The sequence below is a fragment of the Treponema putidum genome, assembly GCF_024401155.1.
Classification (GTDB): domain Bacteria; phylum Spirochaetota; class Spirochaetia; order Treponematales; family Treponemataceae; genus Treponema_B; species Treponema_B putidum.
The window spans coordinates 1,154,695-1,180,429 of the sequence record NZ_CP038804.1 but is presented as its reverse complement, the minus strand read 5'-3'; the positions used below and the strand labels follow the sequence as shown (position 1 = coordinate 1,180,429).

The following is a 25,735-nucleotide window of genomic DNA, read 5'->3' as shown; positions in this document are numbered from 1 at the left end:
TTTACTCGACAAAGTATGAAAAATGAGTTAGAATGTTATATATTGATATAAACAAAGTAAGGAGTATTATTATGAAGACATTAAACTGTGATATTTGTAGAAAAGAGCTGGTAAACCCTATTACAGGAAGAACTTACTGGCATATCCGCGAATATGATGTCTGCGAAGCTTGTAAAGATGCTATTGAGCTTAAGCTGAGACCTGTAGTCCGTAAGCATTTCCCTTATTCTCAAGACTGGTATGAACATGAGTTCATTGCCTTGATTGAAAAGGGTATTGCTGCAAGGCGCCCCTAAGCTTTGCGTTTAAAGTCCGATATGTATTTCATGTCGGACTTTTTTTATGCCTCCATTGACATATTTTGTTTTTTTGTGTAATATTAAGCCCTATTTTTTTTAAAAAGAAATTAAGGAGTTTTCATGTCAGGACATAGTAAATGGGCGACAATTAAACATGCCAAAGGTGCAGCTGATGCTAAAAGAGGTCAGCTGTTTACTAAATTTATCAAAGAAATTTCAATTGCTGCAAAAATGGGAGGCGGGGATCCCGCTACAAACCCTAGACTTAGAACAGCTGTTTTAAAAGCTCGTGCTGCAAACATGCCTAAAGACAACATAGAAAGAGCAATTAAAAAGGGTACAGGGGAGCTTGGAGCAGTAAACTATGAAGAGCTTTTGTATGAAGGTTATGCACCGGGAGGTGTTGCCGTTTTGGTTGAAGTTTTAACGGACAATAAAAATAGGACGGCCGCCAGTGTTCGAAATATTTTTACAAAGAGTGGCGGCAACCTTGGAGCAACAGGTTCCGTAGCTTATATGTTTAACCGAAAAGGTGTTATAGAGTATGATGCAGAGGCGGTAAGTGAAGAAGCAATTATGGAAGCCGCTCTTGAGGCGGGAGCTGAAGACATTGCAACTGAAGACGGTGTTATTACCGTAACAACCGATCCTAACGAGTTTGCTTCGGTTTTGGAAGCATTACAGGAAAAAGGTTTTGAATCGGTCTCTGCTTCCGTTTCAATGGTTCCGGATACCTATGTAGCTTTGGATGCCGACACAACTCAAAAAGCCTTAAAAATGATCGATAGGTTGGAAGAAGACGATGATGTTCAGACCGTTTCCTCAAATATAGAAATCCCTGAAGGTTTTGAAATGCCGGAATAATGTTTGAAAATATTTTGGACAGCCTCTTGTCTAAAAGAAAAGCCCTTGCATCTTAAGCTCTAGTTTAAGCAAAAACTGCAAGGGCTTTTTTATTTTACTTAAATCGAATTTTACTTTGTTATAAATTTAAGTAAATCTATTACTCTGTTGGAATAACCCCACTCATTATCATACCATGAAACAAGTTTAAAAAATCTCTTTTCACCCGGCAGGTTGTTTTGTAAAGTTGCCTTGCTGTCATAGATTGAAGAATGAGGATCGTGAATAATATCGGTAGAAACGACTTCTTCATCACAGTATGCCAAAACACCCTTTAGATAGCTTTCTGAGGCTTTCTTGATAGCCTTATCAATTTCCTCAATGGAAGTATCTTTTTCGGTGCGGATTGTTAAGTCCACAACGGAACCTGTAGGAGTAGGAACTCTAAAGGACATACCTGTCAGTTTTCCCTTTGTAGTCGGAAGAACTTCTCCTACAGCCTTTGCAGCCCCTGTCGTTGAGGGAATAATGTTTACTGCTGCTGCCCGTCCGCCTCTCCAGTCTTTGAGAGAAACACCGTCTACTGTTTTTTGAGTTGCCGTGTAGGCGTGAATAGTTGTCATAAGACCTGTTTCAATGCCGAAGCCTTCTTTTAAAAGAACATGAACTACGGGAGCTAAGCAGTTTGTCGTACAGCTTGCATTTGAAACTACATGATGCTCTGATGCCTTATACTCGTTTTCATTGACACCCATAACAAATGTTTTAATGGGTTTTGAAGGATCCTTGCTTTTCCCGGGAGCGGAGATAATAACCTTTTTTGCTCCGGCTTCAAGGTGTTCATAGGCTTTTTCGTTTGTATAAATGCCTGTGCTTTCGATTACTACCTCGATTCCGAGTTCCTTCCACGGTAATTGTGCAGGAGTTAAGCCCTTTCCCGATATACACTTAATTTTATGACCGTTTACGACAAGGACATCATCTCCTTCAGTGCTTATTTTTGCATCCATTTTGCCTTGTACCGAGTCATATTTTAATTGATAAGCAAAATATTTTGCATCCGTTGAAAGATCGACAACTGCAACAACATCGAATTTGTCCTTTCCAAGCAAATTTTGATTTACCAAAGCTTGAAAAACAAGCCTTCCGATTCTTCCGAATCCGTTGATAGCTATTTTCATAAAAAACTCCTTATTTTTTATTTTTTCTATATTAACCCATATTAGGTTCTATGTCAACTTTGTTTAAAGTGATTTTTACAAGTTAAAGCTATACTCTCAAAGTTTTAGTTTTTAAGATATCCTATTGTATAATAAATCTTACACCTGCTTCCGCACTGAAAAAAAACTTTTTAATAGGGCTTCCTTTTTGCGTTAAAGAAAAAGAAAATACCGAAGCACCGAAATTTGAAAACCACTCAATATCACCTGATATGGCATGACTTATGCCCGTTTCCAATATAATATTAGCTATTTTTTCATTTAGTGAGCCTGTTTTTTGAAAATGATTTATTCTACAAATTATATTTACAGGAATTTTTATTCGGGAAGGTTTTGAGTATGATAATGTATAGAAACCTAAATCAGTTATTGAAATATGGGTTTCTTGCGCAGCCTCAACAATGCTTTTATTTTTTTGAGAGATTTTTATGGATGCAATTATGTTTGGAAATCTCCAACCTATGTCGAACAATCCGTCTTGCAAGTATACATTTTTGGTTGTCGCCGTGTTTACGGGAATCGAAAAATTCGTATCCAATGATGTAAAGAATCCTATAGGTAATTTAAAAGATAGGGAGGTTCCCAAACCCGGCTGAAAGATCGTGCTTACATTTTTATTGTCAAATCCTGCATTAAATACGCTCAAAGTTGGGCCTATCGATATATTTATCATATCGGTTGTATAGGCAATTCTTCCCCAAATTGAGTTGCCGATACCTAAATCTCTTTGAATAGATAGTGTTCCGTTTACATTTTTACCCAGATTTTCATTTAAAATCAACTTAAAACCGAAATCGGGCATTGTTCCCGCACTGCCGGAAGAATTAAAATGTGTATTCCCTGAGCTTATTGACGTTTCAATATCAAGGGAAAACACACTGCTTATGCATGTAAAAAAAATTACAATGCTTAACATATGTTTAAACAAATTCATTAGTACACCGCCTTTATTGATATTTGTCCTGAAATTATTTTTGCAGTTTCATTATAACTTAAAGGATTTATAGGAAAACGAAAATCCAATTCTAAATTTTTAATTTTTACAGTATAGAAAGGACTTATTAAAAGAGAAAAAGGGGTGATTAATGTGGGTTTTAATGGATTTAAAGAGCCCATAATAAACAGCCCGCCCTGCATATTGTATATTTCAATATTTCCAAAACTTATATTTGTGCTTAGACCCGTAAAAAAAGAATCTTTTAATGATGCATGCTGAATACTTTGAGGCAGTAAAAAAATAGGAGAAACAAAACATGCTATAGCTGAGTTAAAAAAGTCTTTTTTTATTCTTGCTTCAAAAGATGCATAAAAGTTTGAAGTAAAATCTTTTATATCCATTTTTTCAAGCTTTATCTCCGCTACGCCGGCTTCCGTAAAAAAATCATAATCATCATCTGCCTGAAAAAGAGCCGCAATTCCCGTTCTTAGTTTTGTTTTAGAAACATTCATCGGGAATGCAGCTCCTGCAAAAAAATCAAAAGCAAATAAACCGAATGCTCCCCCCATTCTAAAATCCGAGTTTATTTTTAAATCATCTTTTAATTTTTCATTCCAAGATATGTATGCTCCCATATAAAACCCTGAAGAAAAAGTTCCGTAAACACCGGCACCCGTTCCTTTAACAAAATTCTGCGGACGGAAAGCAGATACAGGATAGTATTTTCTAAATTCGGGATCTGGCATCTTAATTTTAAGATGTTCCTGCAAAATGGAATCCGAACCCAATGTATCGTAAATGCCGGTAAAAATACCTAAAGAAATGGGCTTATTTTTTATTTGAGGAAAATTAATAGAAGCCCCCTTAAAGCGGAAATTTCCATTTAATTTAGGATCTTCAACCGAAGAAAAGAAGCTGAAAAGTTTATCGATATTTGCATCAATGTCCATATCAAAATAGAGTATGTGAGACGGTTCAATCCTCAGTTTACATGTCAATAAAGAATTGCCTGTTACATAAGGAGAATCATTAAGCCCATATAAAATATTCGTATTTTCAAAATAAGGAACCGAAAAATTTTGTGCAAAAATAAGATGCCCATTTATTAAAAATATGGTCAATAAAAATTTTATTTTTTTATTTTTTATACTCATACCCGTATATTTTACAATAAAAATTAAAAAAAATCTAGCTAAGTTAAAAAAAAAGCTCTTATAAATAAAATAAAGTAAAAAAAAGCGATTTTCTTCTTGACTAATATTGTAAATAGTATAGAATGTATTATATGAGTGATTATCTTGACATAAATAACGAAGAACTCTTAAAAGACTTCTTCAGTGAAGCTGAACAGCAAGTTGAAGTACTGGAAAGTAATGTTTTGGTTATAGAGCAAAATCCTGAGGATAGAAATGCGATAGATGAGATATTCAGGGCTGCTCATACCTTAAAAGGCGGCTCTGCTACTGTGGAAATGACTGAATTGTCTCAGTTTACGCATGCTATGGAAGACCTGCTCGATGAGATTAGAAGCGGCGCTGTTAAGGTATCAGAGGAAACTGTTGACCTTCTATTAAAGTCTATAGATATAATAAAACTTATGCTTGACGCCAGGGCATCTGGTTCGGTTTATTCGGATGATGTATCCGGTATTGTAAACCAACTTCGTTCCTATATTCCTCAAAAAGCTGATAAAAAAGCGTCAAAGACTTCTGCGCCTAAAAAGCAGATGCCTGCATCGTCTCAGCCGGCTGTGTCTTTGAAACAGAATGACCCTGTTTCAAGTTTGAAGATTAGCGATTATTTTTCCGAGTATGAGATTCTTGAGCTGGCAGAAACCGTCAAAAAGGGAGAGGAGCTATACGCCGTTATAGTAAAATTTGATGAGTCTAATTTAATGAATTCCGTAGGAGGCATTCAAGTTTTTGCAGCTTTAAAGGATTATGGAAGTGTCCTAAAGACTGTTCCGGATTTTGATGCCTTATATGAAGATGAATTTCATGAAACGGTAATTTATTTTTTATCTTCGTCTTCAGACAAAAACATATTGGAAAAGGCGGCTTTTATAGGGGACGTTACTCTTTCTGTAAGTGCGGAAAAGCTTCAACTTAAGGAAGAAATGCAAGTAAAAGAACAGCCTCAGCCTGCACCGGTGCAGGCATCATCACCAAAAGCTTCCGAATCGAAAATACCTGAAAAACCTGAAGAACAAGCAGCAGAAGAACATAAAGAATCCGTTGCTAAATCTGCCGAAAAGCCCGAGAAAAAACAGCCTCAGGCAAGTTCGCAGGGAAGCGGCCACTCCTCAGGTTCTATTTTACGTGTAGATGCAACCAGAATAGATTATCTTTTGAATTTGGTCAGTGAAACCGTTATAACAAAGGCGTCTTTAAATCAAAGTACTATTGAATTTGCGGAGCTCTATGATAAGTTTCAAAATTCCAGTACTATTTATAAAGACAAAACAAGAAAATTATTGGATAAGATGCCTGAATATCTTGAAAAGATTCAGCAAGGTTATGATATAAATTCCATAAAACAAGATATTTTAAACGAATATTCAAGCCTTTTAGATGTGTTCGGCGATTTTGACTCTTTAATGAAGGCCTCTGTTACAAAGTTTAAATCCTCATCTCAAAACCTCGGCCGCATTTCAGGCGAGCTTCAAGAAGGGGTCATGAAGATACGAATGGTTCCGATAAGTCAGATTTTCAGCCGCTTTCCGCGTGTAGTTAGAGACTTATCAAGGGATCTGAATAAAAATGTTCAACTTGTAATTGAAGGTGAAGATACGGAACTTGATAAGTCGGTTGTTGAAGACTTACTCGATCCTATCATGCACTGTGTAAGAAATTCTCTAGATCATGGTATAGAATCTCCTGATGTTAGAAAAAACCTTGGTAAGCCGGAACAAGGTATCCTTCTGCTTAAAGCAAGCAATGAAGGCAATATGATAGTTATCGAGGTTTCCGATGATGGACACGGAATTGATGTCGAAGCCGTAAAGCAAAAAGCTGTTGAAAGAGGAATTTTACACCCGAATAAAAGTCTTACGGATGTTGAAGCTTTTCAGCTTGTCTTTGCACCCGGTTTTTCTACAAGTAAAACAATTTCCAGTGTATCCGGCCGAGGCGTAGGGCTTGATGTAGTTAAGACTCATATAGAAAAACTAAACGGAACGGTTATGGTAGAATCGGAACCTAATGTAGGAACCCGTTTTATTATAAAACTTCCGTTGACACTGGCTATTATACAGGGACTTTTGATCAGGGTAGGGGATGAAGTTTACTCAATTCCGATTACTTCCGTTATTGAAAGCCACAGGGTAAAGCCAGGTGAAATTAACCGAATAGATAATTATGAAGTTTTTAATGTCCGGGATGAGGTATACAGCCTTCTAAGGCTTAACCGCTTATTCGGTATTACATCGGCTGAAACCGATGATGACGGATATAATTATATAGTAGTTGTAGGAACCGAAGAAAAAAAAGTAGGCTTGATGGTGGACAGCTTGATCGGTGAAGAGTCGGTTGTAATAAAACCGCTAAAAGATCAATTTACTAATTCTCCGGGAATTGCCGGTGCCTCAATTTTGGGTGACGGCTCTGTTTCATTGATTATAGATGTTGCCCAATTGCTGGAGCTCGGGTTAAAGCAGGAAATGCAGGCCAGAGAGCGCCGTGAGGCTTCAATTTGGTAGGTTGAGGAGGATTTGTTATGGAAGAAACAAAAGAATTAAAATTAAAAACAAATACGGATATAAGCAGCGGCGAAGCCGATTCTCTTCATGAACAGGTTCTTGTTGTTGATTTTAAGATGGTAACCTTTTCGCTTGCCGGTAAGGATTATGCAATAGATATTATGCGTGTTAAGGAAATAGCAAAGGCCGGAAACTTTACTTATGTGCCCAATACTTCTCCGTTTGTGCTGGGTGTATATAATTTGCGCGGTGATATTATCCCTATAATTGATTTGCGTATTTTCTTTAATATTCCCGTACCTGCCCGTAAAAAAAATCAACCTGAAAGTATGGTAATTATAAATGTGCAGGATCAAACCTTCGGAGTGGTAGTAGATTTTATCGATAAGGTTGTCGGAGTATCCAGCAGTACTATTCAGCCGCCCCATCCTATTTTCGGTGATATAAATATTAAATATATTCACGGTGTAGTGGAAAACGGAGGCCATTTGTACATTCTTCTTGATGTAGACAAGATATTTGCTTCACGTCAAAAAGAGAAAGTTGAAGAAACCTTGCCTCCTGTTACAGCCGGTACGGTAAAAGAACCTGTAAAAGCACAGGTAAATCAATCGGCTGAAAATCTGGATATAAAATTTATCGGTGATACCTTGTCGGCTATGGGTAAATTTTATGTTTCTGCCATTAATGAAGCTTGGGTAAAAGAAAGATATTTGGAATGGAAGGATATGCGTACTTCAGGAAATTTGCAGATTCAATCCGAAAAAGATGCGGGAGATTTCTTATCTTCTTTCTTATCGCCTTTTACAAAGAGTTTTTGGAGCGAGGCCTATATAAATGCTTATTATAAAATGCTTCCCGAGAATACTTCTGCCGTAATCAATGCGTGGTGCATAGGATGCGGACCTGGATATGAGGCTTATAGCCTTGCCGTTCTATTGAGAATGCGTTATCCGCGTGCACATATAAAAATCTTTGCAAATGATTCTGATTTGTTGGCTATTTCCAATGCTCCAATGCTTCCGGTTCCTGAAGATATTGCGTCGGGAATCTATGAATCCTATATTACTAAGACCGCTTCGGGCAGTTTGACATTCTCAAAAGAAATAAAAGATATGATTCTTTTTGAGTATCATGACTGTTCTCATCAAAATTCCGTTCCCGATATAGACATAATTGTAGCAAGGGATGTACTTTCTTTTTTAAATCCCAATGTTCAAAGAACTCTTATAGAGGAGTTTAGGGAAAAATTAAAGAATTCGGGCCTTATAATCCTAGGTCATAATGAAGCAATGCCTAAACAGGATGGTTGGCTTAGAAACAGTGCCGGTGATATTGTTATTTTTACAAAAGAATAAATATAAAGGATAAGGAGAAATAAATGCGTGTAGAGTATATTAATCCGTTTAGCGAAGCTGCGTACAATATCCTTTCACAAGTTTTAAGTGAAGATGTGAAACGCGGAGATTTGTACCTAAAATCGACATGTATGCCGGTTATGGGAGTGGCTGCAATCGTCGGTCTTGCCGGCGATGTAGAGGGGCGTGTTATATTTGACATGACTTTAGATACGGCTTTGAAGATTGCTTCGGCTATGAATAATGAAGAGTTGGCCGAATTTGATGAACTTGCCAGGGCAACAATCACGGAATTAGCTAATCTTATTACGGCTCAGGCTGTTACAAAGCTTCATGATTTGGGATTTAAGTTTGACTTAACTCCGCCGGCTCTTTTTACGGGTGAAAATATGAAGATATCCAATAACGACATTGAGGCTTTAATCGTTCCGATGACTGCTCCTCAGGGTAAAGTAGAAATCAATGTTGCAATTCGTGACAGAGTATAAGAAAATTAAAGGAGTTTTATTATGATATCGAAACAGGACTTTCCCAATATTAACGAGAGGGCACCTGAAGGGAAAAAACCGGATGGAACACCTTACAAAATTTTGGTTGTTGATGATTCTATATTTGTTACAAAGCAAATAGGACAAATATTGACTAGTGAGGGCTATGAAGTTGCTGCTACGGCTGTTGACGGATTTGAGGGCGTTGAAAAATATAAAGAGTTATGTCCCAATGTTGACCTGGTAACAATGGATATTACAATGCCTAAAATGGATGGTCTGACCGCTTTAGAGCAGATTATGGCCTTTGATAAAAATGCCAAAGTAGTTATGATAAGTGCTCTAGGAAAGGAAGAGCTTGTAAAAAAAGCCCTCCTGCTTGGAGCAAAGAACTATATCGTAAAGCCGCTTGACCGTAAAAAGGTTTTAGAGCGTGTTGCCGGTGTTTTAGGCATTTCCTAACCTTATTTAAAGAGAGGCTTGACTATGATTGTTTAAGCCTCTTTTTTTATTTTTATCAGTCTATAACGCTTATTTGTTTTGAGAATAGTGTATGTGTTATTAAAACTTTTTTTTAATGATTTTTTTAAGTTATAGACATGATTATAAATGCTGTTTTTCTTTAAAGGATTTTTTTCTCCCCAGAATATGATGTTTATATCTTCGTCGCTTAGGCCGCCTGCCTTGTTGATTATTAAATGTTTGAGTAATATTCCTGATTTTTTAGGTAAGCTATAAATATAGTCTTTATTAAGATTAGCTCTTTTTTTACATTTTGAAAGAACAACTTGAAGAGTTTTTTCGTTTCCTCTGATAATTTCGGACGTATTAGAAGAACTTGATATGTGGATTTTTGTTATATTGTGGTAATTTTCATGAAGATAACTGCAAATTGTAATATCTTTGTGTATTTTTTTTATTAATTGAGAGACATTTAAACCATAATGATCCAATTCTTTTTTGGCTACTATAATTGCATCCAATTCACTGTTTAAATAATTACATATAAATTTACTGCCGTTTTCTGCAGCAATAGTTATAATACCATGATTTTCCAGCTTTTCACATAAAAAAGCCAGAGTTTCTATTTTTCTATCAAAAATCAATACTTTCATAATGTTTTCATTATCGGAAAAACTCTCCTATCCTTTAAAAATTTTTCAATTCCTAATGACAAACAAGCAAATAAATTGTATAATCCTTTATATGTATATGTTAAAAGGATGCTCTGTTTATGTTTCTTAAAAGTCTTGAAATTTTCGGATTTAAGTCCTTTCCCGATAGAGTAAAAATTGAATTTGCAGATGGTATAACAGCCCTTCTGGGGCCCAACGGCTGCGGAAAGAGTAATGTAGTAGATGCCGTAAAGTGGGTTCTTGGGGAGCAATCGTCCCGTACTTTAAGGGCCGACAAAATGGAAGACGTTATCTTTAACGGTACCGAAAAAAGGAATCAACTCAATGTTGCAGAAGTAACTTTGACAATAAGTAATGAAAAAGGCCTTTTGAATTTAGACTTAAGCGAAATAGCGATAAAGAGGCGGCTTTATAGGTCAGGGGAAAGCGAATACTTTATAAATAATCAATCGGCAAAACTGCGCGAAATTAGAGAGCTTTTTTGGGATACGGGTGTCGGAAAGGCTGCTTATTCCGTTATGGAGCAGGGTAAAATTGATCAGATACTTTCGAGCAAACCTGAGGAAAGGCGTTATCTTTTTGAAGAAGCTGCCGGTATAACCAAATTTAAGATAAAAAGACAGGATGCGGAAAGAAAGCTTGAAAAAACCCAAGAAAATATGAAACAGATTGAAGCTGCTTTGGCCGAAGTCCGCAGATCTTATGATACTTTAAAAATTCAGTCGGAACAAACGATTAAATACCGTGAGTTAAAGGATTCGGTTTTTGAACATGAAAGGGATATTCAGCTTTTGCGCTTAAAAAGTTTTGTGGACAGCCTTGCAGCAAAAAAACAAAGCTTAAAAGAAGCCTCTGAAAAAAGAGATTCAATACAGGCTCAAATTGACGGTATTCACGGACTCCTTTCCGAAAATATGGATATTGTAAATGAAATGGAAGAGAAGTTTAATGCTTATAGGACAAAGGTCTTAAACTTAGCTATAGAGCAAAAAGGGAAACAAGAACAAGTCCAAATTTACAGTAAACGCCGTTCGGAACTTAAACTAAAGCTTAATCAGCTTGAGGCAAAGACCTCTTCAATCAAGGAAAATATTGAAAGCCTTGAAGACGATATTTCGGAAAAAAATGCCGATGTTTTTGAGTTTAAAAAACAAGTTTCTGCAATAGAAAAAAATGCCGAAGACTTTGAAAAAAATATAGATTTAGCAGGTCATAAAATTACTTCAAACAAGGCGGCCGTAAAAGTTCTTGAAGACGATATCAAACGGCTTGACGATATGAGAGGGGACATGGAGCTTGAATTAAAATCCATAACCGAAGATATTGTTACTGAGCTTGATAAAAATTTGAGATCGGCCGGTTATTCTTCTGCAAATAAGTTGCAGGCCGAAAAAGAATTGGATGAAACTTTAAATCGGTTAAGAGTTTTAATTGCAGGAAAAAAAGCCATATTTTCCGACTTTGCGTCGATAGAAAATCATTCTGCAGATGATGTAAAAAAATTCGCAGAAGACTCCGTTCAAAGTTTTTCTTCACTTTTATCCATAAGCGATGAAATTCAAAATTCTCTTGAAAAATACAAAAAATCTTCGGCCGGATTTATTGACGAATTTTTGGCTCCGGAAGGTATTATTACAAAAAAAAGAGCCGTCGATACCGCTATTTTGGAAAACAGGCAATCTATCGAAAATAACCGTGCTAAGATTGCGGAACTTATCGAAGAAAATAATGAACTTTCCATCAAGATAAACGATTACCGTAAGACACTTGAAGACTTGCGTGTAAATAGGGCAAAGGTAGATGCTCAGGCAAAAAATGCAGAAGATCAGGTTAAGCTTTTAGAACGTCAACTTTCTTCAGAGAAAAAAACTCTTCATGACCTTGAAAACGAATTTTTTACCGAAGAAAAACAGTTAAAGCAAACGGAAGAAGATATTTCGGAACTTGAGGGCGAGATAAATTCTTTGGAATATGAGGGAAGAAAAATAAATGCCGAGCTTGAAAAACTTGAAAACGAAATCTCGATAAAAAACTCCGACCTTGCAAGTAAGAGAGGAAAGGTTGACAAACTTACTGCAGAGCTTTCAAAAGCAAACTCTCTTTTGGAAAAGTTTCACTTAGATATTGCAGGGATCGAAGCCGATATCCGTAATACAAAAGAAAATTTCAGGGAAAAACATTCCAGAGAGCTTATGGAGTTTGAAGAGAGAATGTTTACTCTTACTTCTTCTGTAAGTGAACTGAGGGATAGCCTTTCAAATATTAAACAAAAACTTGATTCCTTGGGAAGAGTAAACTTTATGGCTCCTGAAGAATTTGAAAGCGTTAAAGAACGCTATGAATTTTTAACTAAACATATAAGCGATCTTGATAAGGCCCGTGCAGACTTACAAAGAATTACGGACGAGATTACGGCCGAATCCACTGAACTTTTTTTGGATACCTATAACAAGATTAAAAAGAATTTTCATAATATGTTTAGGAGACTTTTTGGCGGAGGAAGGGCGGAAATACGCTTAACCGATCCTAAAAATGTGCTTGAATCGGGAATAGAAATTTTTGCACAGCCTCCCGGAAAAAAACTTGAAAATATCAGCCTATTATCAGGCGGAGAAAAATCTATGACTGCCGTAGCACTCTTATTTGCAACCTATATGGTAAAGCCGTCTCCATTCTGTCTTCTTGACGAAATTGATGCAGCCCTCGATGAGCAAAATGTAACCCGCTTTGTTACGACTCTCCGTGAATTCGCGAATGTCAGTCAATACATAGTTATAACCCATAATAAAAAGACTGTCTTGGGGGCAAATGCCATGCTTGGTGTTACGATGGAAGAATCGGGTGTTTCAAAGGTTATAGCTATAAGGCTGGATAACGAATCAGACCTCGAATCAAAAACTATGGACTTGGTTGACGAGCCCTTTGTAGAAGAAGATGTTGAACCGGAGGAGGGTGTCTATATACCGCCTCATCCGCCTAAAAGGATAAAAACGGTAAACGATGAGGAGGAAATTCCAGAAAACGATGATAGACCTCAAGAGTAAAATAAGCGGTATTTTAAAAAACATAAAAGCTTCTTTTTTTCATAACAGAAAAACGGTTATAATAGTTGTATGTGTTTTGATTTTTATCTTAATATTAAGTCTCCTTTTGATTTTAGTTTTACAAAAAAAAGATGATGCATCATACAAAGATGATGGCTCATACAATGATAATGCATCATATTCTGAAATGAAGAGATCTGTTTTATCATCCGATACTTCAGATTTTAAGTCCGGTAAAATAGATGTCGATAAACTGCAAATTATAGATGAACCCCTTCACCTTCCTCCTATTCAGTTTTCACGGGAACAGCGTAAAATATGGGAAAAAGAGGAGGCGGATTATTGGTATGAACCTCCTACCGAAAAAGATATGGAGGAACTGCATAAACAGAATAAAAAACTTACCGATAAGATATTGGAGGATGCCCCGTGAAATTTTCAATGCGTTTTATATTAGTCTTATTTTTGATTTTTATTTTTTTAAATTCTTGTGCAAGTACAAAAAAAAATACGGGTGAAAATTCGGCAGAGGATAAAAAGATTGAAGATATTGCAGTCAATGAACCCAAAACTGAAACGGATAAAGAGGCAGGTATTGAGGCAGTCAAGGATGTTAAAACCGCCAATGAAGCCCATACCGACTCTGCCGAGGATAATGGTACTCTCAAGGATTCCGTACCAAAGATTGAAGCCGATTCGGAAACTTCCGTTTCCGACCCTAAACCTATCAGCGATAAACCGGCCTTGGAGTTGATAGTTGATGCTGAAGATGAGCCGGCCTTACCTAGTGGTGAGTCCAATGCTAAAGAAGCTGAAACTTTGGATTCTCAAGCCTCCGATAAGACGGTCATAAGTATACAAGACCTGCCGAACGGTCAACCTGACGGTCGGCCTAGCAGTCGACCTAAAAATAATCCGGAAACTTTACTAAATATTAACGAAAAAGATAAGGATGAAAAACAAAAATTAGAACCTGCCGGTGATTCCAATAAGATTGTTTTACCGGATGATAAAGAAACTGTAATAAGTTCGGATTCTGCTCTTTCAGCCCCTATTTCAGAATCTTCTTTAGAAACTTCCGATATGTCCAATAAGGATAATTCCAATTCCAATAAAGATAATTCCAATATGGATGTTGTAAATGAAGAAAAGGCTGAAGATTTAGAACCTTCCCGTGTTTTTTCGGAATTTCCAAGTACCGAACCCGATGAAACAAAAGAAGAAAGAGCTTCCCGTTCAGTAAAGCTGTATACGGGACAGAGGCTTGAAGTTGTATACCCCGGAGAGGGTTGGGTATACTTAGGTGAAACATCTGCACAAAAAGGTATAAAATATCAGCAAAGAAAACTTCAAAACGGTACCTCTACATTCCACTTTGGAGCCTTAGATGAAGGTTCATATATTCTTAATTTTTCGCATTTTGATGTTTTTTCGGATAATTTTATTTCGGATTCTATTGCAGTTCATGTTGAAAAGGCAAAAACAAAACTGAATAATACGGTTAAGGCTCCGGACTATAAAGGAGAGGTAAACACGGCAAAAGAACTTGAAAAAAAAGACAGTCTGAAAGACAGTCTGAAAGACAGTCTTATTGATAAAAAAAACAATATTGGGAGTGAAAACGAATCTAAAAAGGAATCTGAGGCTTCATCTACAAAAAATGATAATTCAAAAGTTTATGATTCTCCCGATCTTTTAACCGTAGCTGAAAAACCCGAATCAACCGGACAGAATCTTAAATCGGCTTCCGAGTTATTAGACACGATAAGAGGCTATATTTCTGAAGGAAATGCAGCAAATGCTTTAAATTCGGCAGAAGATTTTTTTAAAAACTACTCGGAAAATTTGGATGAAGCCTTATTTTTACGAGGCCAAGCCTATGAGTTGAACGGCTCCAATAAAAATGTAAAAAAAGCTTTAGAAGCCTATCAGACTCTGACTAAGGCCTATCCTGAAAGCAAATTCTGGGACAAGGCAGATGCAAGAATAAGATATATCAAAAAATTCTATATCGATATAAAGTAAAACTTATCATGGATATAAAGTAAAAAGTTATCATGTGTATATGGACTTTTGGGGAGTGTTTAAAATGAAACAAATAAAGAAAAAAGAATTAATCTTTATAAAGGTTTTTATTATGACGGTAGTATTTATGCTGCCGTTGTTATGTGTAAGCCCTCTTACTGCAGATGAAACTGATGAAATACGGGCACTTCAGCAAGAAGCTGAAAAAGGACTTGCCGAAGCACAGAACAAACTTGCCGGCCTATATTTTGAGGGTAAGGGTGTAACTCAGAATTACGAAACGGCGGCATACTGGTATACTAAAGCAGCCAAACAAGGGCATATATTAGCTCAGAACAATCTCGCAGATATGTTTTTAGAAGGAAAGGGCGTAGAGCAAAGTTATAAACAAGCCTTTTACTGGTACCGCAAGGCCGCTGAACAAGAACATGCATGGGCACAAAACAGTCTTGGGTTTATGTATAAGGAAGGATGGGGTGTAGAGCAAAATTATAAACAGGCCGTCTACTGGTACCGTAAAGCCGCTGAACAGGAACTTTCTGAGGCACAGAATAATCTTGGTTTTATGTATAAAACAGGACGAGGAATAGATCAAAATTATGAGTCAGCCGTTTATTGGTATCGTAAGGCTGCTGAAAAGGAACTTGCAGAGGCTCAGTTTAATCTTGGAAATATGTACTACGATGGTCTAGGCCTTGCAAAAGATCATGAACAAGCCGCTGAATGGTACCTTAAAGCAGCGGAACAAGGACTGGCTAAGGCTCAAAATAAACTCGGCTGGATGTATCACAATGGTGTTGGAGTTCAGCAAAATGATGAAAAAGCCGTCTACTGGCACCGTAAAGCAGCTGAAAAAGGGGATGCTGAAGGACAGTTTAGTCTCGGCTGGCTGTATTATCAAGGAATAGGAGTAAAAAAAGATTATAAAAAAGCTGCCGAATGGTTTGGGAAAGCTGCGGATCAGGGACTGGCTGAGGCTCAAGCAAGGCTTAAAGAATTAGAAGCACAAAATAACCCCTTACTGGTTATCGATAAAGACGGTACGCTTACCGGAATTACCGATAAAACAAAACTGCAAGGAAAGCTTGTGCTTCCTCCCGAGGTTAAAAAAATTGCTGAGAATGCTTTTTATGATTGTACTGCTTTAACGGAAATCGATTTTTCTGCCTGTACAGGTCTTGTAGACATTGGCAGATGGGCATTCTTAGGCTGTACCGGCTTAACTGAAATCCGCTTGCCTGCAAGTCTTGCTAAAATCGGTTACTGGGCTTTTGACGGCTGTACAGGTTTAGTTGAAGTCCGCTTACCTGCAAGCCTCAACTCAATAGGTAAAGGGGCTTTTGCAGATTGTGGCAATTTACGTAAGTTGATAGTCGCCCCGGAAAATACAACCTATTACAGTAAGGATAATGTGATATACACAAGAAATATGAAAAAACTTATATGTGCCGCCGGAGGCATTACACAGATTTTCATACCTGATACCGTTACCGAAATCGAAGGATGGGCTTTTGACGGTTGTACCGGCTTAGCTGAGGTCCGCTTACCTGCAAATCTTACCGTAATCGGTGAATGGGCTTTCTCCGGATGTATTAAGTTAGCAAAAGTAGACTTTTCTGCTTGTACAAATCGTATTGAAATCGGTGAAGAGGCTTTTTACGGCTGTACAAATCTTACCAAAGTCGGTGAACAGTCTTTTTAGAATCAAAAAAGTAGAAAAGGTTAAAAACTGCTCAAAGATAGTGTTGATGCTCCTAGTTCTTATGATGAATAAAACTTGTATAAGCCGATTTTAAACCGCTTGACTAAACATCTTCTTTAGGTCATTATATTGCCTATGGAAACTAGAAGTATTTTTAAAAATATATCACCGATAGATCACCGTTATTCCCTTCCGCAAGGAGGCCTTTATGATGAGCTTTCGGCTTTTTTATCGGAAGAAGCCGGTATTGTTTATTGTGCCATGGCTGAAATGGCTCTCGTAAAAGCTCATCTTAAAATCGCAGAAGAAAAAAAAGGTTCTTTACTTCCTAAACTGAGCAGCGAGCTTGAAAAAACCTTGGACGATATTGCCTTAAATATCGATCCTTCCGAAGTTTATGAAGAAGAACATAAAACCCAGCACAATATAAGGGCATTGGTAAATGTCTTAAAGAAAAAAGTTCCGGAAAATATCGCTCCTTTGGTTCACCTTGGGGCTACCAGTGCAGACATCCTCGACACAGCCTTTTCTATGAGGATAAGGGATGCTGTCATAAAGGTAATAATTCCTCTTTTAAAGAAAACCGAGCTTTTGCTTTGCGATATAGCCGAAAGAGAGGCTGAAACGCCTCAGGTAGGGCGTACTCACGGTCAGCATGCGGTTCCGATTACCTTCGGTTACGCCGTTTCAGAATATGTAGCCCGTTTAGGCAAGTCGATTTTAAAAATGGAAGAGCTTGTAAAAGATTTACGCGGAAAATTTGCCGGAGCCGTAGGGGCCTATAATGCGGCTTCTTTAATAGTTTCCGATCCAATGCGATTTGAAAAAATCTATCTTGATTACCTCGGTTTAAAGCCTTCCGAATATTCTCATCAGCTTGTGGAGCCCGAATACATGCTCCGCCTCCTTCTTGAAGCAAATATTTCCTTCGGCATAATTGCAAACCTTGCAGACGATTTACGCAATTTGCAAAGAACCGAGATAGGGGAGGTTTTTGAATATTTTAGTGCAACACAGGTAGGTTCTTCCACCATGCCTCAAAAACGTAACCCATGGAACTCCGAGCATGTAAAAAGCTTGTGGAAGACATTTTCTCCACGCGTGATGAGTTTTTATATGGACCAAATCTCGGAGCACCAAAGGGATTTATCCAACTCTGCAAGCCAAAGGTTTATAGCCGATTATCTGACAGGCCTTGCCTTGGCCTTTAACCGCATGAATTCAATCTTAAAGGGCTTACAGGCCGATAAGGAAAACATGCTTAAAAACCTTTTACAGGGAGGCGGAAAGGTTAGGGGAGGCGTTATGGCCGAGCCTGCTTATATCCTTTTGGCGGAATGCGGCGTTTCCGATGCCCACGAAGTGATACGCAAGATTACCCTTGCTGCCGAAAATCAAAAGATAAGTTTTTATGAGGCCTTAAAAGCCGAAGAAAAGGTATTTGCCCTTGTTACGGCTAGACTAAAAGAGCTTAATTTTGATAAGCCTGAAGAGTTTTTTGCAAACCCTGAACGTTACCGAGGCCTTGCAAACGTAAAGGCAAAAGCTTTGGCCGAAAAATATAAGGCCTTAATGTAAGTTTTATCTAAACTTTTTATTTTAACTTAGGTAAGTATGCCCTCATAAGTTCAAGCCTTTTAAGATAATAGGCCTTTTCTTTTTCAGGAAGACTCTCAACCCATTCTTGTGTAAAGCGTTTTATTACGGGTGCATCTTTTTCATTATAGTTTGTAATTAAAATAGGGGCAGCGTCCATTTCTGACTGCAAGATGCCGTTGATTTTTTTTAAGCTTAACTGCATTATTATTGAATCTCCCGTGTATTCCCTGTAATAGGCCGGATCGGCGTAGTTTACCTTCCACCTTTGGCCTGAAATAAAATTTCCCATAGAGTACATAAAAAAAGCATTTTTTTTATGTGTGAGCAAAGAATCAAGAGGTTCATTATTCTCTCCTTTATTGATTTGAATAATATCTTTTTTGGAATCATCGGTTAAGATTTCCACCTCTGAAAGCTCCCAATCCTGTAAAACATGGGGATGATGAGCCCAAACTACATCTACTCCGGCGGCGGCTAAAGCTTTAAACCATGCCTTTTTACTCTCTAAAACTTTAAGACCGTATTCCGCTTCGTTTAGATGAAGAGATAGAATCAAAACATCGCAAGGATTTTCTTCCCTCATTTTTTTTATGGATAAAAGAAGTTTTTCCCTTCCTGCCTTTGTGGGCTCGGAGTAATAAAGCCTATTCTTTGATTTGCCGTGTGAGTTTATCAGCTCCGTTACGGATAAAAATAAAATCTTCCAGCCTTTTTTTTCGATTAAGACAGGTTTAAAATCTTCATCCTCTTTATTTTTTAAACCCGAAGAAAAAATTTCCTTATTTTTGTACTCGTCTTTTAAAGCATTAAAACTTTTAATTGTTCCATCTATTCCTTGAATACCTTGATCATTGGTGTGATTATTGGCAAAGGAAAAGACATCAAAGCCCCCATCCACCGCAGCCTTTAGATAATCTTTATGTATATTAAAACATGGAAAGGTTGAAAGAGGCCTTTCTTCACAGACCGGTGTTTCCACATTTCCAAAGCTCAAATCATCATTTAAAAGAATATCCCTGACATCATCGTAAATTCGATTATAGTCTTTCATTTTAAAATTGACATCATGAGCCATAATATCACCTGAAAAGCTTAAAATAAGTTTGCTTATATCATCTTCTTTTTTAGGTAATTTCGATTCCGGAATTTCAGTTGAATTACAGGAATTTAAAATAAAAACCGCTGCTGTTATAAATAAAAATAAATAATACTTAAGATTTTTTTTCATAATTACTATGATTATACATTGACAATTGATATTATACAAGATACAATATATCAATATATTGTAATAATTGTTCAATGTTCAAGGAGGACAATGCAATGGCAAAGTCAAAATATGTATATTTTTTTGGCGGAGGTAGCGCCGAAGGTAATGGTATTATGAAAGATATCTTGGGAGGCAAGGGTGCCGGTTTGGCCGAAATGACGGCTATAGGCCTTCCCGTTCCTGCAGGATTTACTATTACAACCGAGGTTTGCGAAGAGTATTATAAAAATAACAGAAAATATCCTGCAGAACTAAAAACTCAAGTCGAATCTTATCTTTCAAAACTGGAAAAAATTACCGGAAAAAAACTTGGGGACAAAAAAGATCCTCTTTTGGTTTCGGTTAGATCGGGAGCTCCCGTTTCGATGCCCGGAATGATGGAGACAATTTTGAACTTAGGTTTAAACGACCAATCCGTTCAAGGTTTGGCCGAAAAGACGGGAAATTTAAGGTTTGCCTTGGATGCTTACCGTAGGTTTATCTTGATGTACGGTTCTACGGCAATGAATATTGAACGGGAAAAATTCGATAAAATTTTTGATGACGTAAAAGAAAAAAAGACAAAAAAACGCCTTAATCTTGCTCAAACGGCAAAGGTTTCGGATACCGATGTTAATGAACCCGAATTACAAGAAGTTATTGACAGATCTAAAAAGCTCTATGAAAAAGAAATAAAATCTACTTTTCCGCAAGATCCTATAAAGCAGCTTTGGGGAGCTATCGGAGCCGTATTCGGTTCTTGGATGTCCGATAAGGCTGTTACTTACAGAAGGGTTGAAAACATTGTAGGTATCAGAGGTACGGCTGTAAACGTTATGCAGATGGTCTTCGGAAACAAAGGAGATAATTCAGGCACGGGAGTCTGTTTTACACGCGACCCGAATTCCGGTAAAAACGATTTTTACGGCGAATATTTGTTTAATGCACAAGGAGAAGATGTTGTTGCAGGAATCAGAACTCCTATTAAACTGGATGTATTCGCAAAAAAGGATCCCGCCGCTTATAAAAAACTTTGCGATGCCCGCAAAATACTTGAAAAGCATTATAAGGATATGCAGGATATGGAATTTACCGTTGAGGAGGGAGAATTATACATGCTCCAGTGCCGAACCGGTAAGAGACTTCCTGCGGCAGCTTTCCAGATGGCTGTAGATATGGTTGAAGAAAAACTTATAACAAAGGAAGATGCTGTTGCCCGTATTAAGGCTTCGGATATTGAAGGCGTCTTCTACAAGGCCTTGGATTATTCTAAAGCCGCCGAAATAAAAAGCTCTCACCTTGTTGACGGTATTCCCGCCGTTCCCGGTGCTGCCTGCGGTATAATTTGTCTTTCGGCAGAAGCTGCAGAGGCTGCTTCAAAGGACGGAAAAAGAGCCGTATTAGTGCGCCATGAGACAAGCCCCGAAGATGTAGGCGGTATGCATGCGGCAGAGGGTATTCTAACCGCAACCGGCGGAAAAACCAGCCATGCAGCTGTTGTAGCAAGAGGCTGGGGTAAATGCTGTATAGTAGGCTGCGAGAATTTAAGAATCGACTATGAAAAAAAGGAAATTTCGGCCAAGGGCATTGTCTTAAAAGAAGGCGATTATATAACCTTGGACGGCTCAAAGGGTGCTGTTTATAAGGGCGAATTACCCTTAATTACGCCTAAACCTCCTGCAGCCTATAAAAAAATTATGGAATGGGTTGATCAAATCCGCAAAATTAAAGTAAGAACAAATGCGGATACACCCGAAGATGCAAAGATCGCTATAGGACATGGTGCTCAAGGTATAGGTCTTTGCCGAACAGAACATATGTTCTTTAGCGATGAAAACCGAATAGAGGCAATCCGCGAGATGATTATTGCCGAAAACAAGGAAGCAAGAGAAAAGGCTTTAAAAAAACTGCTTCCATATCAGACAAAGGATTTTGAAGGCATCTTTAAAGCTATGAACGGTTATCCCGTAACAATCCGCTTAATAGATCCGCCCTTACACGAATTTGTTCCTCATGATAAGGAAGGCCAGCAAAAACTAGCCGAAAAGCTTAATATAAGTTTTGCCAGCGTTAAAAACCGCGTAGATCAGCTTACCGAAGCTAATCCTATGTTGGGACACAGGGGCTGCCGTTTGAGCATCACCTATCCTGAAATTCTTGAGATGCAGGTTACCGCCATTATAAATGCAGCCTGCACGGTTCAAAAGAAAGGAATAGATGTTTTACCCGAAATAATGATTCCTCTTACAATAGATGCAAAGGAATTTAAGATTTTGGAAAAACAAGTACGCAAGGTAGCAGATGACATAATAGAGAAAAAGGCTAAGGATAAAAAACTTAAATACATGGTCGGAACTATGATTGAAACTCCGAGAGCCGCCCTTCTTGCAGACAAAATTGCAGAATATGCTGAATTTTTCTCCTTCGGGACAAATGACCTTACACAGATGACTATCGGTATAAGCCGTGACGATGCCGGTAAATTCTTACCTGAATATGTAGATGAAAACAAGGCCGGCGTATTTAAGGCTGATCCTTTCCAGTCCTTGGATCAAGAAGGGGTCGGTATGCTGGTAGCTTCCGCTATTCAAAAGGGAAGGGAAGTTAAAAAACACTTGGAAATCGGCGTTTGCGGTGAACACGGAGGAGACTTAAATTCGGTTAAGTTTTTCTGTAAGGCAGGAATGGACTATGTTTCAGCCTCGCCATTACGTGTTCCTATAGCAAGGCTTGCTGCAGCTCAGGCCGAAGTTGAAGCTTTGAAACCTAAGACCGGTGCAAAAGAACCGGCAAAGGCTGCTAAAACTTCAAAGTCTTCCGAAAAAACAAAAGCTAAAGCGGCTAAACAACCTGCTAAAAAATAATTAGTTTTGAGGCACTGCATTTTGTTAATAAGCAAAGTGCAGTGCTGTTGCAGTGCTTTTGTAAGTGCTGTTAGTTAAAGATTTAAATAAAAATGACTTTGATAAAAAAATTAAGAGCAGTGCGCGGGGCCGTATGCTGTGAAGACAGTGAAGTCGGTATATCTTCGGCGGTTGTAAATCTTTATAGCCAAATATTAAAAGAAAATTCCATATCTGAAAAAAACATGGTTTCAATACAATTTACGGTTACCTGTGACATAAAGGCCTTAAATCCTGCAACGGCTTTACGTAAACGGGGTTTTGCCAAAAACACAGCCCTGTTTTGTGCTTTAGAACCTTGCATGGAAGACAGTTTACCCAAAACTATTAGGATTTTAATTTATTATTATTCTAGGAGAAGTCCGCAGCCTGTTTATATCGGCGGAGCCGAGGTTTTAAGACCTGATTTGATAAGAAATATAGGCTAAATTCTTGACAATTTATGTAATTTTGCTCTAATTTTTACTTGACATAATTATAAAAATATGGTATAGTCCAATTCCATCAACGCTATGCGTTTTACCTTGTCTCCTTCGTCTAGTGGTTAGGACATCGGGTTTTCATCCCGACAACAGGGGTTCAATTCCCCTAGGAGATGGATACCCTCGATAATATCGGGGGTATTTTTTAGCAATTTTAAAACTAAAAAAGCTTTACTTGACAAAAAAAAATAAATTTGTTAAGCTAAAAATCTAGTCAATAGTAACAATTCATCATTTTTACATATCTTTTTCGGTTCCTTTGGCCGAATACTGAATTTTAGAATGATATATTTAAGTTACTAGCAGAGGAGAAAAATCCGATGACAATAAGAAAGAGAAAAGCTTTGCCGCAAGTTTCTGAGGATTCCTTGTTTGATACGGGGAGCAACTCTAATGAAGATTTGGTTATTAGTACATCCGATGAACAGACTGATGACCTATCTGTTAATACGGCAAATGAGATTCAAGCTGCTGTAGAACAAACAAGAATTGAGCAAAACAAAGAAGCAGACGATGAAATTCTTGAAAAAAAAGTTGTTGTCCGTTCACGAGGAAGAAAAAGAACGGTAAATTCTTCTGATGAAGTTGAAACCAAGCCTGCAAAAAAAACAAGCCTGCCTGCAAAAAAACGCTTACCTAGGGATATACAAGATGAAAAAGATGAAATTATCCCCGAACCAGATACTTCTTTTAAAATCATTATAAATGATCTTACAAAGATGCGTATGCATGATTTAAGAGATATGGCTGTAAAATACGGTGTGCCTGAAGATGAGCTGTCCTTAATGAAAAAACAGGATGTTATTTACCATATTCTTAAAAATCATACCAATCAAGGCGGTAGTATTTTTGCCTCAGGCTCTTTAGAGACCCTTCCTGACGGATACGGTTTTTTACGCTCGCCTCAAAACAGCTATTTGACAGGAACTGATGATGTTTATGTATCTCCCAGTCAGATAAGGCTTTTTAATCTTAAAACGGGAGATACGGTTTACGGTCAAATCCGCTCACCAAAAGAGGGCGAAAGATATTTTGCCCTTTTAAGAGTAGAAACGGTCAACTTTGATGAGCCTGCAAAATCCCAGCGCCGAATTCCGTTTGATAACCTTACGCCTCTTTATCCTAGAGAAAAATTAAACCTTGAAACAACTACTCAGGAAATATCTACTAGAATTATGAACTTGTTCTGTCCTATAGGAAAGGGACAGCGGGGATTGATTGTAGCTCCTCCTCGTACGGGAAAAACGATAATGCTTCAAAAAATAGCCAACGCAATTACTGCCAATCATCCTGAAGTTTATCTCATAGTTCTTTTGATAGATGAGCGCCCTGAAGAAGTTACCGACATGGAGCGTACGGTAAATGCGGAAGTTATTTCTTCTACCTTCGATGAACAGGCAACCCGTCACGTCCAAGTTGCTGAAATGGTACTTGAAAAGGCAAAACGCCTTGTAGAACACAAAAGGGATGTTGTTATTCTATTAGACTCAATTACACGTTTAGCAAGGGCTTATAACCAGACGATGCCTACTTCGGGTAAGGTACTATCAGGCGGTGTGGATTCAAACTCTCTCCATAAACCCAAGCGTTTTTTCGGTGCTGCAAGAAATATCGAAGAAGGCGGAAGTTTAACGATAATAGCTACAGCTCTTATTGAAACCGGAAGCAAAATGGATGAGGTTATTTTTGAAGAATTTAAAGGAACCGGCAATATGGAAGTAAACCTGGACAGAAAACTTTCAGACCGCCGCTTATTCCCGGCAATCAATATAAAGCGCTCGGGAACTCGAAAAGAAGAGCTTTTATTAACCGAAGCTGAAATGCAGCTTATGTGGATATTACGCAAATTCATCAGTTCAATGGATGATGCCGATATTATCGAATTTTTAATCGATAGAATGAATAAAAGTAAGAATAACGAAGCTTTTTTAAAATCAATGAATGCCGGTCTTGCACAAAAAGACTAAATATTGTATATTATAACACTACCTTGGGAGGTTTGTATGAAAAAAGATATTCATCCGAAATATGAAGAAACAACCATTACCTGTGCTTGCGGAAACGTAATAAATACTCGTTCCACAGCCAAAGATATCAAGGTTGAAATCTGCTCGCAGTGTCATCCTTTTTTTACAGGAAAACAAAAGCTTGTTGATACTGCAGGACGAATTGATCGCTTTAAAAAACGCTACAATATTAAAGACTGATTGTCTTTATAGGCTAAGCACGGGTTTTCTCGTGCTTATGCTTTTTCTAGGAGGTAATTTATGGGATGGTGGTCGATATGGCTTTTGGTTGGTGTTCTTTGCATAGGCTTGGAACTTATAATTCCCGGTCTTGTTATTATCTTCTTCGGTTTTGGGGCTATTTTTACTTCTGTTTTCAGTTTAATTCCTTTTATTAACCAAGCTCTCTGGCTTCAAATAATAATCTTCATTGCATTTTCAGTCCTTTCTTTGATTTTTTTGCGTAAAAAATTCACTCCTGTTTTTAAAGGAACTGTTTTTTATCCCGATAAAAAGAAAAGTCAGCCCGATGATGAATTTGCAGATGTTATTGAAACGGTTTTTCATAATAAAGAAGGAAGAATAAAGTATAAAGGTACAACATGGAATGCCCGCTCCCTTTCGGAAGAAATTCCTCGAGGATCAGTAGTAAAGGTGCTAAAGCGTGAAGGGCTTACCTACATTGTTGAAAAGACTGAAAAATAACTTTTACTTTTAAAAAGTTTTTGGGAGCCTTTAAAAAAGTCA

At 37.7% G+C, this 25,735-nt stretch carries 20 protein-coding genes, 1 tRNA gene and 1 pseudogene; 17 read left to right on the top strand and 5 right to left on the bottom strand.

From position 1 onward, the window contains the following. Positions 1-71 precede the first annotated feature (71 nt). Both E4N74_RS05605 and E4N74_RS05600 read left to right on the top strand, forming a co-directional pair. Positions 72-296, top strand: coding sequence for a hypothetical protein (locus tag E4N74_RS05605; protein ID WP_255806490.1), 225 nt, complete (start codon positions 72-74; stop codon positions 294-296). Positions 297-419: 123 nt separating this feature from the next. Next, a complete protein-coding gene (locus E4N74_RS05600) occupies positions 420-1,163 on the top strand; it encodes a YebC/PmpR family DNA-binding transcriptional regulator (RefSeq protein ID WP_255819238.1) in 744 nt (247 codons plus the stop codon). A gap of 110 nt (positions 1,164-1,273) precedes the next feature. Here E4N74_RS05600 and gap read toward each other — a convergent pair whose 3' ends face one another. From gap to E4N74_RS05585, 3 genes are all read right to left on the bottom strand, one after another. After that, complete coding sequence (gene gap, locus E4N74_RS05595; RefSeq protein ID WP_044979420.1) at positions 1,274-2,323, bottom strand: type I glyceraldehyde-3-phosphate dehydrogenase; 1,050 nt, start codon at positions 2,321-2,323, stop codon at positions 1,274-1,276. A 121-nt stretch (positions 2,324-2,444) separates the two neighbouring features. Continuing rightward, entirely contained in the window at positions 2,445-3,296 is an 852-nt protein-coding gene (locus E4N74_RS05590) for a hypothetical protein (protein ID WP_255819237.1), read from the bottom strand. Further along, positions 3,296-4,453: a hypothetical protein gene (locus E4N74_RS05585; RefSeq protein ID WP_255819236.1), complete on the bottom strand. Its 1,158-nt coding sequence runs from the start codon at positions 4,451-4,453 to the stop codon at positions 3,296-3,298. Before E4N74_RS05585 ends, E4N74_RS05590 begins: the two co-directional genes overlap by 1 nt. Before the next feature lie 131 nt (positions 4,454-4,584). Here E4N74_RS05585 and E4N74_RS05580 point away from each other — a divergent pair, with 131 nt between their 5' ends. From E4N74_RS05580 to E4N74_RS05565, 4 genes are read left to right on the top strand one after another with little or no spacing between them, the layout of a single operon-like run. After that, positions 4,585-6,996 (top strand): chemotaxis protein CheA, encoded by a 2,412-nt coding sequence (locus E4N74_RS05580; protein ID WP_255806484.1) that lies wholly within the window; start codon positions 4,585-4,587, stop codon positions 6,994-6,996. Between the two features lie 17 nt (positions 6,997-7,013). Then, the gene (locus tag E4N74_RS05575) at positions 7,014-8,354 is read left to right on the top strand and encodes a CheR family methyltransferase (RefSeq protein ID WP_044979417.1); all 1,341 of its coding nucleotides are present in this window, start codon (positions 7,014-7,016) and stop codon (positions 8,352-8,354) included. A 23-nt stretch (positions 8,355-8,377) separates the two neighbouring features. Then, positions 8,378-8,842, top strand: a complete 465-nt coding sequence (locus E4N74_RS05570) for a chemotaxis protein CheX (RefSeq protein ID WP_044979416.1) — start codon at positions 8,378-8,380, stop codon at positions 8,840-8,842. 21 nt (positions 8,843-8,863) lie between these two features. After that, positions 8,864-9,304, top strand: coding sequence for a response regulator (locus E4N74_RS05565; protein ID WP_044979415.1), 441 nt, complete (start codon positions 8,864-8,866; stop codon positions 9,302-9,304). A 32-nt stretch (positions 9,305-9,336) separates the two neighbouring features. Here the strand turns inward: E4N74_RS05565 and E4N74_RS05560 are convergent, their stop codons facing one another. After that, the gene (locus E4N74_RS05560; protein ID WP_044979414.1) at positions 9,337-9,957 is read right to left on the bottom strand and encodes a helix-turn-helix domain-containing protein; all 621 of its coding nucleotides are present in this window, start codon (positions 9,955-9,957) and stop codon (positions 9,337-9,339) included. Between the two features lie 119 nt (positions 9,958-10,076). On the opposite strand from E4N74_RS05560, the gene E4N74_RS05555 reads away from it, so the two are divergent. The 5 genes from E4N74_RS05555 (at position 10,077) to E4N74_RS05535 (ending at position 18,327) form a co-directional block, all read left to right on the top strand. Then, on the top strand, positions 10,077-13,022 hold the full coding sequence (locus tag E4N74_RS05555) for an AAA family ATPase (protein ID WP_255819235.1): 2,946 nt from the start codon (positions 10,077-10,079) through the stop codon (positions 13,020-13,022). After that, positions 13,003-13,455, top strand: coding sequence for a hypothetical protein (locus tag E4N74_RS05550; RefSeq protein ID WP_044979412.1), 453 nt, complete (start codon positions 13,003-13,005; stop codon positions 13,453-13,455). The genes E4N74_RS05555 and E4N74_RS05550 overlap by 20 nt, the downstream gene beginning before the upstream one ends. An 8-nt stretch (positions 13,456-13,463) precedes the next feature. Further along, the gene (gene bamD / locus E4N74_RS05545; RefSeq protein WP_338113409.1) at positions 13,464-15,047 is read left to right on the top strand and encodes an outer membrane protein assembly factor BamD; all 1,584 of its coding nucleotides are present in this window, start codon (positions 13,464-13,466) and stop codon (positions 15,045-15,047) included. Positions 15,048-15,111: 64 nt separating this feature from the next. Further along, the gene (locus E4N74_RS05540; RefSeq protein WP_255806477.1) at positions 15,112-16,749 is read left to right on the top strand and encodes a leucine-rich repeat protein; all 1,638 of its coding nucleotides are present in this window, start codon (positions 15,112-15,114) and stop codon (positions 16,747-16,749) included. 135 nt (positions 16,750-16,884) lie between these two features. Continuing rightward, positions 16,885-18,327 carry a lyase family protein gene (locus tag E4N74_RS05535; protein WP_255819233.1) on the top strand — a complete coding sequence of 481 codons (1,443 nt, stop codon included), beginning with the start codon at positions 16,885-16,887 and terminating at the stop codon, positions 18,325-18,327. Between the two features lie 16 nt (positions 18,328-18,343). Here E4N74_RS05535 and E4N74_RS05530 read toward each other — a convergent pair whose 3' ends face one another. Continuing rightward, positions 18,344-19,576 (bottom strand): CapA family protein, encoded by a 1,233-nt coding sequence (locus tag E4N74_RS05530; RefSeq protein ID WP_255819232.1) that lies wholly within the window; start codon positions 19,574-19,576, stop codon positions 18,344-18,346. Between the two features lie 95 nt (positions 19,577-19,671). Between E4N74_RS05530 and ppdK the strand changes: the two genes are divergently transcribed. From ppdK to E4N74_RS05500, 6 genes and pseudogenes are all read left to right on the top strand, one after another. Beyond that, on the top strand, positions 19,672-22,461 hold the full coding sequence (gene ppdK / locus E4N74_RS05525) for a pyruvate, phosphate dikinase (RefSeq protein WP_044979410.1): 2,790 nt from the start codon (positions 19,672-19,674) through the stop codon (positions 22,459-22,461). Positions 22,462-22,553: 92 nt separating this feature from the next. Continuing rightward, positions 22,554-22,928 (top strand): chorismate mutase, encoded by a 375-nt coding sequence (gene aroH, locus E4N74_RS05520; RefSeq protein WP_255819230.1) that lies wholly within the window; start codon positions 22,554-22,556, stop codon positions 22,926-22,928. A 98-nt stretch (positions 22,929-23,026) separates the two neighbouring features. Beyond that, positions 23,027-23,098: transfer RNA gene (locus E4N74_RS05515), tRNA-Glu, on the top strand. A 585-nt stretch (positions 23,099-23,683) separates the two neighbouring features. Continuing rightward, a pseudogene (gene rho, locus E4N74_RS05510) lies at positions 23,684-24,949 on the top strand (transcription termination factor Rho); the annotation flags it as partial. A 36-nt stretch (positions 24,950-24,985) separates the two neighbouring features. Further along, on the top strand, positions 24,986-25,189 hold the full coding sequence (gene rpmE / locus E4N74_RS05505) for a 50S ribosomal protein L31 (RefSeq protein WP_044979406.1): 204 nt from the start codon (positions 24,986-24,988) through the stop codon (positions 25,187-25,189). 60 nt (positions 25,190-25,249) lie between these two features. After that, entirely contained in the window at positions 25,250-25,693 is a 444-nt protein-coding gene (locus E4N74_RS05500) for an NfeD family protein (RefSeq protein ID WP_044979405.1), read from the top strand. Positions 25,694-25,735 lie beyond the last annotated feature (42 nt).

Bases quoted from the DNA above. Each gene is read 5' to 3' on its own strand.
- E4N74_RS05605 (WP_255806490.1), top strand. From the start codon at position 72: ATGAAGACATTAAACTGTGATATTTGTAGAAAAGAGCTGGTAAACCCT.
- E4N74_RS05600 (WP_255819238.1), top strand. From the start codon at position 420: ATGTCAGGACATAGTAAATGGGCGACAATTAAACATGCCAAAGGTGCA.
- gap (WP_044979420.1), bottom strand. From the start codon at position 2,323: ATGAAAATAGCTATCAACGGATTCGGAAGAATCGGAAGGCTTGTTTTT.
- E4N74_RS05590 (WP_255819237.1), bottom strand. From the start codon at position 3,296: ATGAATTTGTTTAAACATATGTTAAGCATTGTAATTTTTTTTACATGC.
- E4N74_RS05585 (WP_255819236.1), bottom strand. From the start codon at position 4,453: ATGAGTATAAAAAATAAAAAAATAAAATTTTTATTGACCATATTTTTA.
- E4N74_RS05580 (WP_255806484.1), top strand. From the start codon at position 4,585: ATGAGTGATTATCTTGACATAAATAACGAAGAACTCTTAAAAGACTTC.
- E4N74_RS05575 (WP_044979417.1), top strand. From the start codon at position 7,014: ATGGAAGAAACAAAAGAATTAAAATTAAAAACAAATACGGATATAAGC.
- E4N74_RS05570 (WP_044979416.1), top strand. From the start codon at position 8,378: ATGCGTGTAGAGTATATTAATCCGTTTAGCGAAGCTGCGTACAATATC.
- E4N74_RS05565 (WP_044979415.1), top strand. From the start codon at position 8,864: ATGATATCGAAACAGGACTTTCCCAATATTAACGAGAGGGCACCTGAA.
- E4N74_RS05560 (WP_044979414.1), bottom strand. From the start codon at position 9,957: ATGAAAGTATTGATTTTTGATAGAAAAATAGAAACTCTGGCTTTTTTA.
- E4N74_RS05555 (WP_255819235.1), top strand. From the start codon at position 10,077: ATGTTTCTTAAAAGTCTTGAAATTTTCGGATTTAAGTCCTTTCCCGAT.
- E4N74_RS05550 (WP_044979412.1), top strand. From the start codon at position 13,003: ATGATAGACCTCAAGAGTAAAATAAGCGGTATTTTAAAAAACATAAAA.
- bamD (WP_338113409.1), top strand. From the start codon at position 13,464: ATGCGTTTTATATTAGTCTTATTTTTGATTTTTATTTTTTTAAATTCT.
- E4N74_RS05540 (WP_255806477.1), top strand. From the start codon at position 15,112: ATGAAACAAATAAAGAAAAAAGAATTAATCTTTATAAAGGTTTTTATT.
- E4N74_RS05535 (WP_255819233.1), top strand. From the start codon at position 16,885: ATGGAAACTAGAAGTATTTTTAAAAATATATCACCGATAGATCACCGT.
- E4N74_RS05530 (WP_255819232.1), bottom strand. From the start codon at position 19,576: ATGAAAAAAAATCTTAAGTATTATTTATTTTTATTTATAACAGCAGCG.
- ppdK (WP_044979410.1), top strand. From the start codon at position 19,672: ATGGCAAAGTCAAAATATGTATATTTTTTTGGCGGAGGTAGCGCCGAA.
- aroH (WP_255819230.1), top strand. From the start codon at position 22,554: ATGACTTTGATAAAAAAATTAAGAGCAGTGCGCGGGGCCGTATGCTGT.
- rpmE (WP_044979406.1), top strand. From the start codon at position 24,986: ATGAAAAAAGATATTCATCCGAAATATGAAGAAACAACCATTACCTGT.
- E4N74_RS05500 (WP_044979405.1), top strand. From the start codon at position 25,250: ATGGGATGGTGGTCGATATGGCTTTTGGTTGGTGTTCTTTGCATAGGC.